Here is a 15,983-nt window from a genome sequence, read left to right as displayed (position 1 = left end):
GAGCCCCGACGACATGACCACAGATCCCACGGCGTGGATCGCGGCCGACCCCGATCCGCATACCCGGTCCGAACTCTCCGGGCTCGACCCCACCCGACTCGCCGAACGATTCGCCGACACCCTGCATTTCGGGACCGCGGGCCTGCGCGGCCGGGTGCGCGGCGGTCCGAACGGCATGAACGTCGCGGTCGTCACCCGCGCCACCGCCGGCCTCGGACGTTGGCTCGCCGACCATGGATTCCGCGGTGGCACAGTCGTCGTCGGCCGTGACGCCCGGCACGGCTCCGCTCAGTTCGCGGCGGCTACGGCCGAAGTCCTCGCGGCACAGGGGTTCGACGTCGTCAGGCTGCCCGGCGCGACGCCGACCCCGATGATCGCCTTCGCGTGCCGTGACCTCGGCGCCGTCGCCGCGGTGGCGGTCACGGCCTCGCACAACCCGCCGGCCGACAACGGCTACAAGGTGTATCTCACCGGCGGTGCGCAGCTCGTGCCGCCCGCCGACCGCGAGATCGAGCGCCTGATCGCGGCGGCTCCCCCCGCGAACACCATTCCGCGAACAGGCGTGGTGCCCGGGGGGCGCGCTTCCGACAACACCGGCCGGTACCTCGACCGGTTGTCCGAGCGGTTCGGGCGGGTGCCGTCGTCGTCGGTCCGGATCGCGTTGACCCCGATGCACGGGGTGGGTGGCGCACCGGCCGTCGCCGCCCTGCGCGGCGCCGGCTTCGACGACATCCACGTCGTCGAGGAACAGTTCGTCCCCGACCCCGACTTTCCCACGGTGCCCTTTCCCAACCCCGAGGAGCCCGGCGCGGCCGACCGGTTGCTCGCGCTGGCCGACCGTGTCGCCGCCGACGTCGCGATCGCCCTGGACCCCGACGCCGACCGATGCGCCATCGGTACCCGGGTGCACGGCGTGTGGCGCATGCTCACCGGAGACGAGACCGGAGCGCTGCTCGGGAAGTTCCTGCTGGCGTCGACCCACATCGAGAACCCCGTCGTCGCGAGCACAATCGTCTCCGGATCGCTGCTGGGCTGCGTGGCCGCCGCGGCCGGTGCGGTCCACGTGCGGACCCTGACCGGCTTCAAATGGCTGGTCCGCGCGGGTGAGCCGCTGGTGTACGCGTACGAAGAGGCCATCGGCCACTGCGTCGACCCGTCCGCCGTTCGGGACAAGGACGGGATCAGCGCCGCCGTCGTGGCGGCGGCGCTGACCCACCGGTGCCGGGCGGGCGGCACCGATCTGTCGGCAGCGCTCGACGATCTCGCACTCGAACACGGGGTCCACGTCACCACCGCGCACTCGGTGCGCGTCACCGACCTCGGCCGGATCAGCCGGATCATGGATGAGTTGCGATCCTCTCCACCCCGGTCGATCGCCGGCATCTCGGTGGACACAGAGGATTTCGCCGTCCGCACCGACAGTCTGCGCACCGACGGGGTGCAACTGTCCGGCCGCTCGGCGGACGGCATGATCGACCTGCGGGTGATGGCACGTCCGTCGGGCACCGAGCCGAAGCTCAAGTACTACGTGGAGGTAGTGGCGCCGCCGGGGCGGCTCGACATCGCCGCGACCACCGGCGATCTGCACGAGCTGGCGCAGCGGGTGATCGACGAACTGCCGCACTGACTACGGTGGTCCGCGTGCACACGGTTTCCCACGCGATCCTGGCGGCATCGAACATCGACGTCATCCGCGGTGGACGTCCGCTGCTCCGCGACGTCAGCCTGCGGGTCGAGCCGGGCCAGCACTGGGCCCTGCTCGGCCCGAACGGCGCCGGGAAGTCCACGCTGATGACGATCCTCGGTGCTCGCGGCCACCCCACCAACGGGACCGTCGACGTGCTCGGTAAACGCCTCGGACGGGTCGACATGCGTGAGTTGCGCACGCACATCGGACATGTCGATCCCCGCTGGCGCATCGACCTCCCGCTCACCGCCCATGAGGTCGTGTTGACGGGCCTGACGAACACCCCCGAACTCGACCGTCGCCACGTTTACACGGCCGACGAGCATCGACATGCGGACGAACTGCTCGATCTGCTCGGGATGACCGCCCGTCGGGATTCGGTGTGGCCGGTGATGAGTCAGGGCGAACGGGGTCGGACCCTGATCGCGCGGGCGTTGATGCCACGACCCGCACTGTTGCTGCTCGACGAGCCGGCGACCGGGCTCGATCTCGCCGCTCGCGAGAAACTGCTGACCGGTATCGACCAGCTACGGTCCGATGTCCCCGACCTGGCCAGCGTCTTGGTCACCCATCACCTCGAGGATCTCCCGGCCAGCACCAGCCACGCGATGTTGCTGCGCGACGGTGAGACGATCGCGTCCGGACTGGTCGACGACACACTCACCTCGACCAGCATCAGCACCTGCTTCGAACATGATGTGGTGGTCCGCCGTGCCGCAGGCCGCTGGGCGGCGGTCGCCGCCTGAGGGTCGAGGACACCCGTTGCGTTCGACAGCCCGAATCGGTCAGCGCGGTCCGAACTGACGGTCACCGGCGTCGCCGAGGCCCGGGACGATGTAGGAGACATCGTTGAGGCCCTCGTCGACCGCCGCGACGACCAGCCGGACCGGGTGGCCCGAGGACCGCAACGCCTCGACCCCCTCGGGCGCGGCGACGACGCACACCGCGGTGATGTCGGTGGCGTGACGGGCGACGAGCAACTCGATGGTGTGCAGCATCGAGCCGCCGGTCGCGAGCATCGGGTCCAGCACGAAGACCGGCAGGTGTGACAGATCGTCGGGCAGCGACTCCAGGTAGGGCACCGGCTTCGCCGTCGTCTCGTCGCGGGCGACGCCGACGAATCCCACATGTGCCTCCGGCACCATCGCATGCGCCTGTTCCACCATGCCGAGGCCGGCCCGCAACACCGGAACCAGCAGCGGCGGCGTCGCCAGCCGCGAACCGTCGAATCCGGTCAGTGGTGTCTCGATCGCGACCGTTTCGGTCGGTGCCTTCGCCAGTGCCTCGTAGACCAGCATCTGTGTCAGATCCGAGAGTGCGGCGCGAAAGGCGGCGTTGTCGGTGGTCTTGTCGCGCATCGTGGTCAGGCGAGCGGCAGCCAACGGGTGATCGACGATCTGTACCTGCATGCCAATAGATTAAGTGGAACCGGACTGCGGAGCGTGACGTCAGAGATACATGACCGAGGTAACCGCCCACTCTCCCGCACTCATCGCGTACGCGCGCGGCCAGCAAGCAGCTGCCGACGACGTCGGTGCGCACGCCACGCGCCATCGCGGCACGATCGGCGAACTCCTCACGACCTTCGGGGTCATCGGTGCCGACTTCCTCGCCGCCACCGCATATGTCCTCGATGAACGGGCGGACGGTCTGGATGCCCTCGCCGCCCGACACGCCGGACAGGACCAACGAACCCGGGCCGCGGCGAACCGATACGGTCAGGCCGACGATGCGGGCGCGGCAGAACTGACGTCGGCGGCAACCGACCTGAGGTTGCGACTCTGATGCTGACGGTCGAGGTCCTGATCGGACCACTGCGCATCATGCTCACGGCACTCGGCACCGGGGTTCTGCCACCCGAGAACCCGGCCGATCGGTTGCGCAGCGCCGCACCCGAACTCGAACGAATCCGGCAACGGTCCGCGACCGGGACCAACCAGGTGGCGCAGTCCTGGCGCGGGTCCGGCGCCGACGGCGCGATCGGTAACGCAGCGCGCACTCACCGCGCGATCGCGACCATCACCGACGACAGTGTCGCGATCGCGGCGCTGATCGAAGGGGCAGGGGCGAAGGTCAAGGTCGCGGCAGACCAGCTCACCACCCTGATCAACTCGTTCGAGCGTGCTGCCGCCGCACTCGGGCCGACGCTGTTCACCCCTCAGGGAGTGGCGATGATCCTGCCGGTGGCGCTCGAGCACGTGCAGCGGGGACTACAGATCGTCGCGCGCACCCGGTCCGACCTCCAGGCGGATACCGACAGGATGATCGCCCTGGCCCGCCATCGGGCACCGGCGACTGTCGACGACCAGGCCGCCATCAACTTCCCGGGTGGAGTCGCGGTCCGCCTGCCGGACGGTTCGCTCGCCTACGCCCCGGACGAACGGGCCGCGACGGCTGTCCGTGCCGCACTGAGTCAGCGCGGCGTCCCGTACGTATGGGGTGGGACCACCCCGGAGGGCTTCGACTGCAGTGGTCTCACGCAGTGGGCCTACCGCCAGGCCGGCGTGGAGTTGCCCCGCCTGGCCCAGGACCAGGATGCCGCGGGCATCCCGGTCGAACAGGCCGACCTCGCGCCCGGTGACCTGGCCGTCTGGGACGGACACGTCGCGATGTACGCGGGCAACGGGCAACTGATCGAGGCCGGCGACCCGGTGCAGGTCTCGCCGCTGCGCACCACCAACGCCGGGCAGGGTTTCCAGGGCTTCTTCCGGCCACGCTGATCTCGGCCGATGATCTCCGCGAGCGGCGCGGACCTCGAACTCCCGTCGTTCACCAAGAGGTCGCGGGGCCGCTACCGGAGTTCACAGGTCGGATCAGTACGCTGTGTCCTCATGGCCGGAGACATCGTCCCCATCGAGCTCGGACTCACCGACGGAAACAGCTTCACCCTCTGGGCACCCCGGTGGCGTGAAGGTGACGACGAATGGGAGGCCTTCCTCGGCCTCGACGAAGATCTCTACGTCTTCCCCGGGGTCGCCGAGCTCGCCGCGTTCATCCGCAACGACGACGACAACGACCTTGTCGATCATCCGGCGTGGGCGACGGTCGCCGGGCTGCAGGCCGATGAACTGGTTCCCGACGACAAGCACACCTACGACCTGATCGGTGTGCCCGAGCTGGCCGCCGAGGATCCCACACCCGAGGTCATCGCCGAGCTCGAGGATGCACTCGAGATCGTGCGCATCCTGGGCGAGGTCTGCGAGCTCATCGTCATCACCAAGTTCTTCAACGGCAACCCCATCCTGGGCGCCGTCACCACCGGCACCCGCAACTTCGTCGGCCGCGAGGGTGTGGACCTCTGGGTCCGGATCGGCCGCCTCATCGCCAAACACTGGGACGATGTGATCGATGCGATCGACGACGTCATCAGCACCCCGGCCGTGGATGCCGCCGCGGTCGCCGCAGCCAAGGCCGAGCTCGAGGCAGCCGCGTCGGCCGAGGACGAGGACGAGCCCATCGACGACGATCTCGACCTCGTCGAGGGCAACGCCGACGCCGAAGAGCAGGACGAGGACGACGATGCCTCGGATGAGGACTCTGCGGGTGACGAACTCGACGAGGACTCCGATGAGATCGACGACGACGATTTCTGGGCCGGAGTCGGCATCGACCCGATCCGGATCGTCACCGGCACCGGCGAATACCTCTCTCTGCGCTGCTATCTCGGCGACGACCCGGTCTTCCTGGGCGCCGACGGCAAGATCTTCGTGTTCACCTCGGCGCGGTCATTGAGCAGATTCCTGGCCGACGCCACCGACCACGATCTGGTCGACGTGTCGACATTCGACGATGTCCGTACCGCCGCCACCGACGGCTCACTCGAGTTCGACGTCATCGACGACAACGTCTACGTTCTCCCCGGCCTCGCCGATGACATCGCGGACGGTCCGCGGCGGATGGATCGTGACCAGCTCGACCTGGCGGTCGAACTCCTCACCGATGCCGCCGACTACGCTGACGACGACTCCGTCAGCGAGGCACTCGGGTCGACGACCCCGCTCGGCTGGTTCGTCGACTACGCGATCAACCCGGATCCCAAGCGGATGGCTCCGAGCCCCCCTTTCGACAACGAGTCGGAAGCCTGGCGCGCGCTCATCCACGACTTCGAGAACCGGCTGGTCAAGAAGTCCTGAGCGGGTTGCGTCCCGGGCGAAGCGTCACGAGGGGTGGCCCTTCGTGACGCTCGCAAGCTCGCTCCTCAGGGAGCGGATGGTGACGCTCGCAAGCCAATGTGCCCTTGGCAGGACGCTCGTTCCGGCGTGAAAATTAGTGGGCGGCTGGCTGGCAACGCCGTCGATCTTTGGCACTGTTGAGGCCGTTCGCAAGCCGGGTGCGGGTCTGTGTCGTGGGCTCTTCACTGTAACGACGCTGTTCGGCGCGAGTCGGGTGGCAGAGAGTACGAGGACTAGATTAGTTCGTGCCCTAACAGACCCCGGTCAGCCGCCCTGAAGTGGGTGCGAGTCGACCGAAGGTGGTGATGGGGTGATGCAAGTAGTTGATGAGGAACAGATCATCGAGCGGGTCGCCGCGCTCGATGTGGGCAAGGCCGAGGTGGTGTGCTGTGTGCGTCTGCCGGGTACTGGCCGTAAACGCCGCGACCAACAGGTCACCAAACATAAAGCGATGGTGCCGTCGTTGATGGCGTTGGGCCATCACTTGCGTGAGTTGGGCGTGACGCGGGTGGTGATGGAAGCGACCAGCGATTATTGGCGAGCGCCGTTCTACCTGTTCGAGGCCTATGAGCTTGATCCGTGGTTGGTCAATGCTCATGACGTCAAGCACGTCCCGGGACGGCCCAAGACCGACACTCTGGATGCGGTGTGGCTGTGCAAACTTGCCGAACGTCAGATGTTGCGTCCAAGTTTTGTTCCGCCACTAGAGCTGCGGCAGTTGCGGCGACTGACTCGCTACCGCATCAGCTTGGTCTCCGAACGCACCGCGGAGAAGAGTCGCGTGGAAAAGCTCCTCGAGGATGCGTGTATCAAACTGTCGGTGGTGGCCTCGGACATCTTCGGGGTATCCGGGCGCGAGATGATGGACGCATTGATCGCTGGTCAGGCCGATCCCGAACGATTGGCCGATCTGGCCCGCACCCGGATGCGGCGCAAGATCCCGCAGTTGACCGAAGCCTTCGCGGGTGTCACGTTGGGCAGTTTCACCGACGATCACCGCTTCCTGCTCACCCGCATGCTTGCACGGATCGATTCCACCGACGAGGAGATCGCGATGCTCGATGATCAGATCACTGAGCACATGGCCCCTTTTGTCCGCGAGGCCGAGCGCCTGTGTGAGATTCCCGGAATCTCTGATGTTTCGGCCGCGGCGTTGATCGCCGAGATCGGTGTGGACATGTCCCGCTTCCCCACACCCGCTCACCTGACGTCGTGGGCCCGATTCGCCCCCGGGGTGAAATCCAGTGCCGGCAAGAACACCGGTAACGGTGCCACCGGCAAGGGCAACAAGTACCTGGCCCGCACCCTGAGCGAGGTCGTCGCCTCGATCACCAAGTCGCGGAGCTTCCTCGGCGCCCGCTACAGACGTATCGCGCGACGCCGAGGTACGAACAAGGCCAACGTCGCCGTCGGCAGATCCATCCTCGTCATCATTTGGCAGCTGCTGTCCGATCCCGACGCCCACTTCGAGGACCTCGGCCCCGACCACTACGACAAGCACCGCAACACCACCCGCGCCACGCGCCACCACATCCAAGCCCTGCAGTCACTGGGCTGGCAGGTCTCGCTCGAACCGGCCGCGTAGCCCGAACCTCACCACACAACAACAGCGCAACGAACCCAACCACTCACCACCCGAACGTGAGCGGGGCACCCCAGCATGCCCCGTCACCTCTATTTTCGGACTAGCTCGCTCCTCAGGGAGCGGGCGATGAGGCTCGCAAGCTCGCTCCTCAGGGAGCGGGCGGTGAGGCTCGCTCCCCAAGAGCAGGTGGTGACACTCGCTCCCCAAGAGCAGGTGGTGACACTCGCTCCCCAAGAGCAGGTGGTGACACTCGCTCCCCAAGAGCCGGTGGTGAAGTCCACACGCTCGCCCCCACGAAGCAGGTGACGTCCGCACGGGCGCAGGTTGCGACACTCACCCCAGCAACACCGCATACCCGGGTTTGATCACGTCGTCGATCAGTGCCAGCCGCTCGTCGAAGTGGATGAACGCCGACTTCATCGCGTTGACCGTGAAGCGTTCGAAATCCGCCCAGCCATAACCGAACTGCTGGGAGAGTCGATAGAACTCCTTACTCATGGTGGTGTCGCTCATGAGCCGGTTGTCGGTGTTGACCGTCACCCGAAACCTAAGTCGCGCGAGAACATTGAACGGATGGTCGGCCATCGAGGCCACCGCACCGGTCTGCACGTTGGAACTGGGGCACAGTTCGAGCGGAATGCGGTTGTCCCGCACAAGACTCGCTATCTGGCCGAGCTCGGCACCCTCGAAGAGCTCCGCGGTCAGATCCGCCCCCTCGGGCAGCACGATGTCGTCGATCACCCGAACACCGTGGCCCAATCGGTCGGTGCCGCAGAAGGCCAGCGCCTCGTGGATCGACGGCAACCCGAACGCCTCGCCCGCGTGAATGGTGAAATGCGCATTGTTGGCCCGCATGAACTCGAAAGCATCGAGATGCCGCGTCGGCGGATGGCCGGCCTCCGCGCCGGCGATGTCGAAGCCCACCACGCCGTTGTCGCGGAAACGCACCGCCAGCTCGGCGATCTCGCGTGAGCGTGCGGCGTGGCGCATCGCCGTCACCAGACAGCGCACCATGATCGGCCGGCCCTGGGCCGCGGCCTGCGTCTGCCCTTCGGCAAAACCCGCCAATACGGCCTCGACCACCTCGTCGAGCGTCATCCCCAGCTCCAGGTGCTGCTCGGGTGCGTACCGGATCTCGGCGTACACCACCCCGTCTGCAGCCAGGTCCTCGACACATTCGCGTGCCACCCGAGCGAGCGCCGATGGCGTCTGCATCACCGCGACGGTGTGCGCGAACGTCTCCAGGTAGCGCTCGAGGGTGCCACTGTCGGCCGCATCGCGAAACCAGTGCGCTAGATCCTCTGCGTTGTTGGCGGGCAACTCGGTGTATCCCACCTCGTTGGCGAGTTCGAGCACCGTGCTCGGCCGCAATCCACCATCGAGATGATCGTGGAGCAGCACCTTCGGAGCTAGCGAGATGTTCGGGAGGTCCAGCGGCCGTCCGGGGCCGGGTTCAGCGTGGCCACCGGCCGGGGAATGGGCTTCGACGGTCGTCATGCACCGACGGTAACGCGGTCGAGGACCAGAGGCGTCCGCTTCACCGGCGCATCACCGATCGCGACCGCCCCGGCCAGCGCGGCGCGGGCCCCGCTGAAGCGTTCGGGAGTGCCGGTGTGCAGCGTGAACAGCGGCGCACCGGCGTTCACATGGTCGCCCGGCTTGGCGTGCAACGCGACCCCGGCCTCGGCCTGCACCGACTCGCCCGGCACAGCGCGTCCGGCGCCCAGCCGCCACGCCGCCAGGCCGACCGCCATCGCATCGAGGCGCTCGACGACACCGGTCTGGGCGGCCGCGATCGTCTCGGTGTGGCGTGCCCGAGGGAGCGGCGCGTCGGGATCGCCGCCCTGCGCCGAGATCATCGCGCGCCAGGCATCCATGGCCTTCCCGTTGGCCAGGTTCACCGCGGGGTCGGCATCGTGGAGGCCGCCTGCATCGAGCATCTCTCGGGCCAGCGCGAGGGTCAGTTCGACGACATCGTCGGGGCCCCCACCGGCCAGCACCTCCACCGACTCGGCCACTTCCAGCGCATTGCCTGCGGTGAGCCCGAGCGGGGTGCTCATGTCGGTGAGCAGGGCCCGTGTGCGCACTCCGGCCGCCTCCCCCAGCCAGACCATGGTCTCGGCGAGCTCGCGACCCTCCGCCTCGGACTTGAGGAAGGCACCCGACCCGAACTTGACGTCCAGGACCAGTGCGCCGGTTCCCTCGGCGATCTTCTTGCTCATGATCGAACTCGCGACCAGCGGGATCGACTCCACCGTGCCGGTGACATCGCGCAGCGCATACAGCTTGCGGTCGGCCGGGGCCAGATCGCCGCCTGCGGCACACACTACCGCTCCGACGCGTTCGAGCTGGGCCACCATGTCGGCGCCCGACACGTCGGCTCGCCAGCCCGGGATCGATTCGAGCTTGTCCAGGGTGCCGCCGGTGTGTCCGAGGCCACGCCCGGACAGTTGCGGTACCGCCAGCCCATGAGAAGCGACCAGCGGAGCCAGCGGCAGGGTGATCTTGTCGCCGACGCCCCCGGTCGAATGCTTGTCGACGGTGGTCATCGGTCGTCCGTCACGGCGAAGGCCGGAGAAATCCATCCGACCGCCGCTGTCGATCATCGCCTGCGTCCAACGCGCCGTCTCACGACGATTCATCCCGCGGAGGAAGATCGCCATCAGCAGCGCCGACATCTGCTCGTCGGCCACTCTCTCGGCCCGGGAATCGACATGCGTGTACCGATCGATGACCCACGCGATCTGCGCATCGGACAGTTCCCCACCGTCGCGTTTGGTGGCGATCACCGAAATCGTGTCGATCACCGCGTCGTCGTCGAGGTCGGATGCGCTCATCGGGCGGCCTCCAGGTCATCGGGGCCGAATGCGTCGGGCAGGAGCACGCCCAGCGTCGTCGGACCCTGTGGATGGTCCACCGCGAGTCCGGCTCCCCCGTGTTCGAGCAGCACCTGCCGACACCTGCCACACGGCATCAGGACTTCTCCCCGGGCGTCACACACCGAGACCGCGACCAGTCGCCGACCACCGGTACCGATCAGGTGGGCGACCAGTGCGACCTCGGCGCAGATGCCGAGCCCGTATGAGACATTTTCCACATTGCAACCGAGGACCACACGCCCATCGTCGACGAGTCCGGCCGCCCCCACACCGAACCCGGAGTAGGGAGCATAGGCTCGGCCGACGATCGACTTTGCGTTGTCCCGCAACAGATCCCAGTCAATTTCGTCAGCCAAGACGAGCTCCTCACTCTTCGGTACGGGCGAACAAAATGCGACCCCGACAGCCCTCCAAGAATTGGTAAGGCAAACCTAAGTCCAGATGGGTTGTCGCCCAAATCTGTTCGGGTAATTTATGCCCGGGCTCAGCATAGGTTTAAAGTCTCTTGCATGGGTCCACGGCCGAGCCTGATAATGCCGACTCGGCACATCCATCGACGCTGTTGGAGGCCAATTTCCCGATGAGCACCCCGACCGAGGTAGCACCAGAGCCGGTGCGCAAGCGCTCCCTTTATCGAGGCGACCCAGGAATGTGGTCATGGGTGTTGCATCGCATCACCGGTGTCACCATCTTCTTCTTCCTTTTCGTCCATGTCCTGGACACGGCGGTCATCCGCATCGATCCGAACAAGTACTCCGAGGTCATCGAGACCTACAAGACACCGATCATCGGCCTGATGGAGATCGCACTGGTCGCGTGCGTGCTCTATCACGCGTTCAACGGTGTGCGGATCATCCTGGTCGACTTCTGGTCCAAGGGCGCGAAGTACCAGCGGCAGATGCTGTGGGTGATCGTGACGCTGTTCGTGATCGTTTTCGGCGCAGGCGCGATCCGTCTGCTGCAGATCCTGATCAACAACTCGTTCTAGGAGGCACCTGATGACTGCATCGCAAGCAACTCCGGGTGTCGCCAAGACCCTGGGCACCCAGTACGACCGTCCGGCGAGCCTGGACAACCCGCGCGCTCCCCGGATGCGCAAGGGCGGCAACTTCGAGAAGTACGCATGGCTGTTCATGCGATTCTCCGGACTCGCCCTGATCATCCTGACCATCGGTCACATGTTCATCATGCTCGCCTGGGATAACGGCGTGCACCGCATCGACGCATCGTTCGTCGCAGCCCGCTGGCGCGAACCCTTCTGGCAGATCTGGGATCTGACCATGCTGTGGCTGGCTCAGCTGCACGGCGGCAACGGAGTCCGAACCGTCATCGCGGACTACTCGCGCAAGGACTCGACCCGTTTCTGGCTGAACGTCCTGCTGGGCATCTCGATGATCCTGGTGCTGGTGCTCGGCACCTACGCACTGCTGACCTTCGACGTGAACAGCGTCGGCTGAGGAGACTGACGAACATATGCAGGAACATCGCTACGACGTAGTCATCGTGGGCGCCGGCGGTGCCGGTATGCGCGCCGCGATCGAATCCGCCCCTCGCGCCCGAACCGCGGTGCTCACCAAGCTCTACCCGACGCGCAGCCACACCGGCGCGGCCCAGGGCGGCATGTGTGCGGCCCTGGCCAACGTCGAGGAAGACAACTGGGAGTGGCACACCTTCGACACGGTCAAGGGCGGCGACTACCTCGCCGACCAGGACGCCGTCGAGATCATGGCCAAGGAGGCGATCGACGCCGTCCTCGACCTCGAGAAGATGGGTCTGCCGTTCAACCGCACTCCCGAGGGCAAGATCGATCAGCGTCGCTTCGGCGGTCACACCCGCGATCACGGCAAGTCGCCGGTTCGCCGCGCCTGCTACGCCGCCGACCGTACCGGCCACATGATCCTGCAGACGCTGTATCAGAACTGCGTCAAGCACGACGTCGAGTTCTTCAACGAGTTCTATGCCCTCGACATCTGTCTCGGCGAGAACGAGAACGGAGAGAGCGTCGCCACCGGCGTGGTCGCCTATGAACTGGCCACCGGTGAGATCCATGTGTTCCACGCGAAGTCGATCGTGTTCGCGACCGGCGGTTCGGGACGCATGTACAAGACCACCTCCAATGCCCACACGCTGACCGGCGACGGCATGGGCATCATCTTCCGCAAGGGGCTTCCCTTGGAGGACATGGAGTTCCACCAGTTCCATCCGACCGGCCTGGCCGGGCTCGGCATCCTCATCTCCGAAGCCGTCCGCGGCGAGGGCGGCATCCTGCGCAACGCCGACGGCGAGCGCTTCATGGAACGCTATGCCCCCACGATCAAAGACCTTGCGCCACGTGACATCGTCGCGCGCTCGATGGTGCTCGAGGTCCTCGAGGGCCGCGGTGCCGGACCGAACAAGGATTACGTCTACATCGACGTGACCCACCTCGGCGAGGACGTGCTCAACGAGAAGCTGCCCGACATCACCGAGTTCGCGCGCACCTACCTGGGCGTCGACCCGGTGACCGAGTATGTGCCGGTGTACCCGACCTGTCACTACGTGATGGGTGGCATCCCAACCAACATCGAGGGCCAGGTACTCAAGGACAACGACACCGTGGTCCACGGCCTCTACGCCGCAGGCGAATGTGCCTGCGTGTCGGTCCACGGCGCAAACCGTCTGGGCACCAACTCGCTGCTGGACATCAACGTGTTCGGGCGCCGCGCGGGAATTGCGGCTGCCGAGTACGCGAACTCCGCCGATTTCGTCGAACTGCCCGACACCCCGACGAAGTTGGTCGACGAGTGGCTCGACCTGCTGCTCAGCGATCACGGGCACGAGCGGGTCGCCGACATCCGCACCGAACTGCAGGTCACAATGGACAACAATGCCTCGGTGTTCCGCACCGAGGAAACGCTCAAGCAGGCGCTGACCGACGTGCACGCGCTCAAGGAGCGCTACAACCACATCCGCGTGCACGACAAGGGCAAGCGCTTCAACAGCGACCTGCTCGAGGCCATCGAACTCGGCTTCCTCCTCGAGATGGCCGAGGTGACCGTGGTCGGTGCGCTCAACCGCAAGGAATCGCGTGGCGGTCACGCACGCGAGGACTACCCCGATCGCGACGACGTCAACTACATGCGGCACACGATGGCCTACAAGAAGGGCACCGAACTTCTGGCGGACATCGAGCTGGACTACAAGCCCGTGGTGCAGACCCGCTACGAGCCGATGGAGCGTAAGTACTGATGACAGCAACCCTGGAGAACCCCACGCCGTCTGCCGACGAGCCTCCATTGCCGCCGGTACCCGACGAGGCCACCATGGTCACGTTGAAGATCTACCGGTTCAACCCGGAAGATCCGGATGCGCAGGGTTTCGAGAGCTTCCGCGTCCCGGCATTGCCCACCGACCGGCTGCTCAACCTGCTGCTGTACGTGAAGGGTTACCTCGACGGCACGTTGACCTTCCGTCGTAGCTGCGCACACGGCGTCTGCGGCTCCGACGCGATGCGGATCAACGGTGTGAACCGCCTGGCCTGCAAGCTGCTGATGAAGGACATGCTCCCCAAGGACAAGTCCAAGGAGATCACCATCACCATCGAACCCATCAAGGGTCTGCCGGTGGAGAAGGATCTCGTGGTCAACATGGAGCCGTTCTTCGACGCGTTCCGTGCGATCAAGCCGTTCCTCATCACCAGCGGCAACGAGCCGACACGTGAGCGCATCCAGAGCCAGTCCGACCGCGCCCGCTTCGACGACACCACCAAGTGCATCCTGTGCGCCTGCTGCACCACCAGTTGCCCGGTGTTCTGGAACGAGGGCAGCTACTTCGGTCCGGCAGCGATCGTCAACGCGCATCGGTTCATCTTCGACAGCCGCGACGAGGGCGCCATCGAACGGCTCGACATCCTCAACGATGTCGATGGGGTGTGGCGTTGCCGCACCACCTTCAACTGCACCGACGCATGCCCGCGTGGCATCCAGGTGACCCAGGCGATCCAAGAGGTCAAGCGCGCGCTGATGTTCTCGCGCTGACCGCACCCGGAACGCACCGAGCGAATCGACCACGGACGCTCACCCGCAGAACCTCTCTGCAGCCCCGACGACGTCCCTCCCACCCGGAGGGACGTCGTCGTTTCTGTGACGAACCGATCGGCATGTGGTGAAAGTCCGCGACCGGCAGGCACGTTCGGCGCACTCGGCGACCGCCTCCGGGCACTGACCTCGCCGGTCGAGGGAACAGACCACAGAGATGTGCCCCGCGGTTCTGGTTGCCGCCGGACACCGAATCGGCAACCATCGTGGCATGACCGACTCATCGCAACCGTCCCTCGGTGAACGCAGCGCCGCACACCTGTGGGGTCACTTCGCCAGGCACGGCGACGGGGTCCGACCACCGGTCATCACCCGCGGCGAGGGTGTGCGGATATTCGACGATCAGGGCCGCAGCTACCTCGACGCTCTCGCCGGGCTCTTCGTCGTCCAGGTCGGACACGGGCGTGTCGAGCTGGCGCAGGCGGCCGCCCGGCAAGCCGAGCAGCTCGCGTTCTTCCCGGTCTGGGGGTACGCGACGCCGCCGGCGGTCGAGCTCGCCGAACGACTTGCGTCCTACGCGCCCGGCGACCTCGACCGGGTCTTCTTCACCACCGGTGGCGGTGAGGCGGTCGAGAGCGCCTGGAAGTTGGCCAAACAGTACTTCAAGCTCGTCGGCAAGCCCGGCAAGCACAAGGTCATCTCGCGCGCGGTCGCCTACCACGGCACACCGCAGGGGGCGTTGGCGATCACCGGGGTGCCCGCACTCAAAGAGCCCTTCGAGCCCCTTACGCCCGGCGCCTTCCGCGTACCCAACACCAACATCTACCGGGCTGCCGACGACATGGCCGCCGACCCCAAGAAGTTCGGGCTCTGGGCCGCCGACCGCATCGCCGAGGCGATCGAGTTCGAGGGTCCCGACTCCGTGGCCGCCGTGTTTCTCGAGCCGGTGCAGAACGCGGGAGGGTGTCTCACGCCGCCCCCCGGCTACTTCGAACGGGTCCGCGAGATCTGCGACGACTACGACGTGCTGCTGGTCTCCGACGAGGTGATCTGCGCGTTCGGCCGCATCGGATCGATGTTCGCCTGCAACGACTTCGGATACGTACCCGACATCATCACCTGCGCCAAGGGGATGACATCGGGCTACTCCCCCATCGGCGCCATGATCGCCCGCGAGAAGCTCTTCGAGCCGTTCCGAGACGGGACGACCACCTTCGCCCACGGTTACACCTTTGGCGGACACCCGGTTTCGGCGGCCGTCGCGCTGGCCAATCTGGAGATCTTCGAACGCGAACGGCTCAACGACCACGTCGCGGCGAGCGCACCGGCGTTCCGGGCGACCCTCGAGCGTCTGCACGATCTGCCGATCGTCGGCGACGTCCGCGGCGAAGGGTTCTTCTACGCGATCGAACTCGTGAAGGACAAGACGACCAAAGAGAGGTTCACTCCCGACGAGAAACAGCGCCTGCTGGGCGGGTTCCTGAACACCGCCCTGTTCGAGGCCGGCTTGTATTGCCGCCCCGACGGTCGCGGCGACCCGGTCGTCCAGCTGGCTCCGCCCCTGATCGCCGGGCAGACCGAATTCGACGAGATCGAGCAGATTCTACGATCGGTGTTGGCGCAGGCCTATACGCTGCTCTGACG

General features: G+C 66.3%; 15 protein-coding genes. 11 read left to right on the top strand and 4 right to left on the bottom strand.

Annotated elements, in window-relative coordinates; translation table 11 throughout:
• Positions 1-13: 13 nt before the first annotated feature.
• Together ACVT6V_RS14100 and ACVT6V_RS14095 are read left to right on the top strand one after the other, a co-directional pair.
• On the top strand, positions 14-1,627 hold the full coding sequence (locus ACVT6V_RS14100; protein WP_489900411.1) for a phospho-sugar mutase: 1,614 nt from the start codon (positions 14-16) through the stop codon (positions 1,625-1,627).
• Positions 1,628-1,641: 14 nt separating this feature from the next.
• Entirely contained in the window at positions 1,642-2,433 is a 792-nt protein-coding gene (locus tag ACVT6V_RS14095; RefSeq protein WP_489900410.1) for an ABC transporter ATP-binding protein, read from the top strand.
• A gap of 39 nt (positions 2,434-2,472) precedes the next feature.
• On the opposite strand, the gene upp is transcribed toward ACVT6V_RS14095, so the two are convergent.
• Positions 2,473-3,096 carry a uracil phosphoribosyltransferase gene (gene upp, locus ACVT6V_RS14090; RefSeq protein WP_489900409.1) on the bottom strand — a complete coding sequence of 208 codons (624 nt, stop codon included), beginning with the start codon at positions 3,094-3,096 and terminating at the stop codon, positions 2,473-2,475.
• Between the two features lie 49 nt (positions 3,097-3,145).
• Between upp and ACVT6V_RS14085 the strand changes: the two genes are divergently transcribed.
• The 4 genes from ACVT6V_RS14085 (at position 3,146) to ACVT6V_RS14070 (ending at position 7,444) form a co-directional block, all read left to right on the top strand.
• Positions 3,146-3,472 carry a type VII secretion target gene (locus ACVT6V_RS14085; RefSeq protein ID WP_489900408.1) on the top strand — a complete coding sequence of 109 codons (327 nt, stop codon included), beginning with the start codon at positions 3,146-3,148 and terminating at the stop codon, positions 3,470-3,472.
• The gene (locus ACVT6V_RS14080; RefSeq protein ID WP_489900407.1) at positions 3,472-4,407 is read left to right on the top strand and encodes a C40 family peptidase; all 936 of its coding nucleotides are present in this window, start codon (positions 3,472-3,474) and stop codon (positions 4,405-4,407) included. Before ACVT6V_RS14085 ends, ACVT6V_RS14080 begins: the two co-directional genes overlap by 1 nt.
• Positions 4,408-4,518: 111 nt before the next feature.
• On the top strand, positions 4,519-5,820 hold the full coding sequence (locus tag ACVT6V_RS14075; RefSeq protein WP_489900406.1) for a primosomal protein: 1,302 nt from the start codon (positions 4,519-4,521) through the stop codon (positions 5,818-5,820).
• A 352-nt stretch (positions 5,821-6,172) separates the two neighbouring features.
• Complete coding sequence (locus tag ACVT6V_RS14070) at positions 6,173-7,444, top strand: IS110 family RNA-guided transposase (protein WP_489896097.1); 1,272 nt, start codon at positions 6,173-6,175, stop codon at positions 7,442-7,444.
• Positions 7,445-7,777: 333 nt separating this feature from the next.
• On the opposite strand, the gene ACVT6V_RS14065 is transcribed toward ACVT6V_RS14070, so the two are convergent.
• From ACVT6V_RS14065 to ACVT6V_RS14055, 3 genes are read right to left on the bottom strand one after another with little or no spacing between them, the layout of a single operon-like run.
• Entirely contained in the window at positions 7,778-8,941 is a 1,164-nt protein-coding gene (locus ACVT6V_RS14065) for an adenosine deaminase (protein ID WP_489900405.1), read from the bottom strand.
• Entirely contained in the window at positions 8,938-10,281 is a 1,344-nt protein-coding gene (locus tag ACVT6V_RS14060) for a thymidine phosphorylase (RefSeq protein ID WP_489900404.1), read from the bottom strand. Before ACVT6V_RS14060 ends, ACVT6V_RS14065 begins: the two co-directional genes overlap by 4 nt.
• A complete protein-coding gene (locus ACVT6V_RS14055) occupies positions 10,278-10,679 on the bottom strand; it encodes a cytidine deaminase (protein WP_489900402.1) in 402 nt (133 codons plus the stop codon). Before ACVT6V_RS14055 ends, ACVT6V_RS14060 begins: the two co-directional genes overlap by 4 nt.
• Positions 10,680-10,903: 224 nt before the next feature.
• Between ACVT6V_RS14055 and sdhC the strand changes: the two genes are divergently transcribed.
• The 5 genes from sdhC to ACVT6V_RS14030 all read left to right on the top strand — a co-directional run bounded on the left by sdhC (position 10,904) and on the right by ACVT6V_RS14030 (position 15,981).
• Positions 10,904-11,311, top strand: a complete 408-nt coding sequence (gene sdhC / locus ACVT6V_RS14050) for a succinate dehydrogenase, cytochrome b556 subunit (RefSeq protein ID WP_489900401.1) — start codon at positions 10,904-10,906, stop codon at positions 11,309-11,311.
• Positions 11,312-11,321: 10 nt separating this feature from the next.
• Positions 11,322-11,780 carry a succinate dehydrogenase hydrophobic membrane anchor subunit gene (locus tag ACVT6V_RS14045; protein ID WP_489900400.1) on the top strand — a complete coding sequence of 153 codons (459 nt, stop codon included), beginning with the start codon at positions 11,322-11,324 and terminating at the stop codon, positions 11,778-11,780.
• A gap of 16 nt (positions 11,781-11,796) precedes the next feature.
• Complete coding sequence (gene sdhA, locus ACVT6V_RS14040) at positions 11,797-13,551, top strand: succinate dehydrogenase flavoprotein subunit (protein ID WP_489900399.1); 1,755 nt, start codon at positions 11,797-11,799, stop codon at positions 13,549-13,551.
• The gene (locus ACVT6V_RS14035; protein ID WP_489900398.1) at positions 13,551-14,339 is read left to right on the top strand and encodes a succinate dehydrogenase iron-sulfur subunit; all 789 of its coding nucleotides are present in this window, start codon (positions 13,551-13,553) and stop codon (positions 14,337-14,339) included. Before sdhA ends, ACVT6V_RS14035 begins: the two co-directional genes overlap by 1 nt.
• Positions 14,340-14,610: 271 nt before the next feature.
• Positions 14,611-15,981: an aspartate aminotransferase family protein gene (locus tag ACVT6V_RS14030; RefSeq protein ID WP_489900397.1), complete on the top strand. Its 1,371-nt coding sequence runs from the start codon at positions 14,611-14,613 to the stop codon at positions 15,979-15,981.
• Positions 15,982-15,983: the final 2 nt, after the last annotated feature.

It is taken from the genome of Gordonia sp. LMA167 (assembly GCF_058130025.1).
This window is presented reverse-complemented; position numbering and strand designations above follow the sequence as displayed.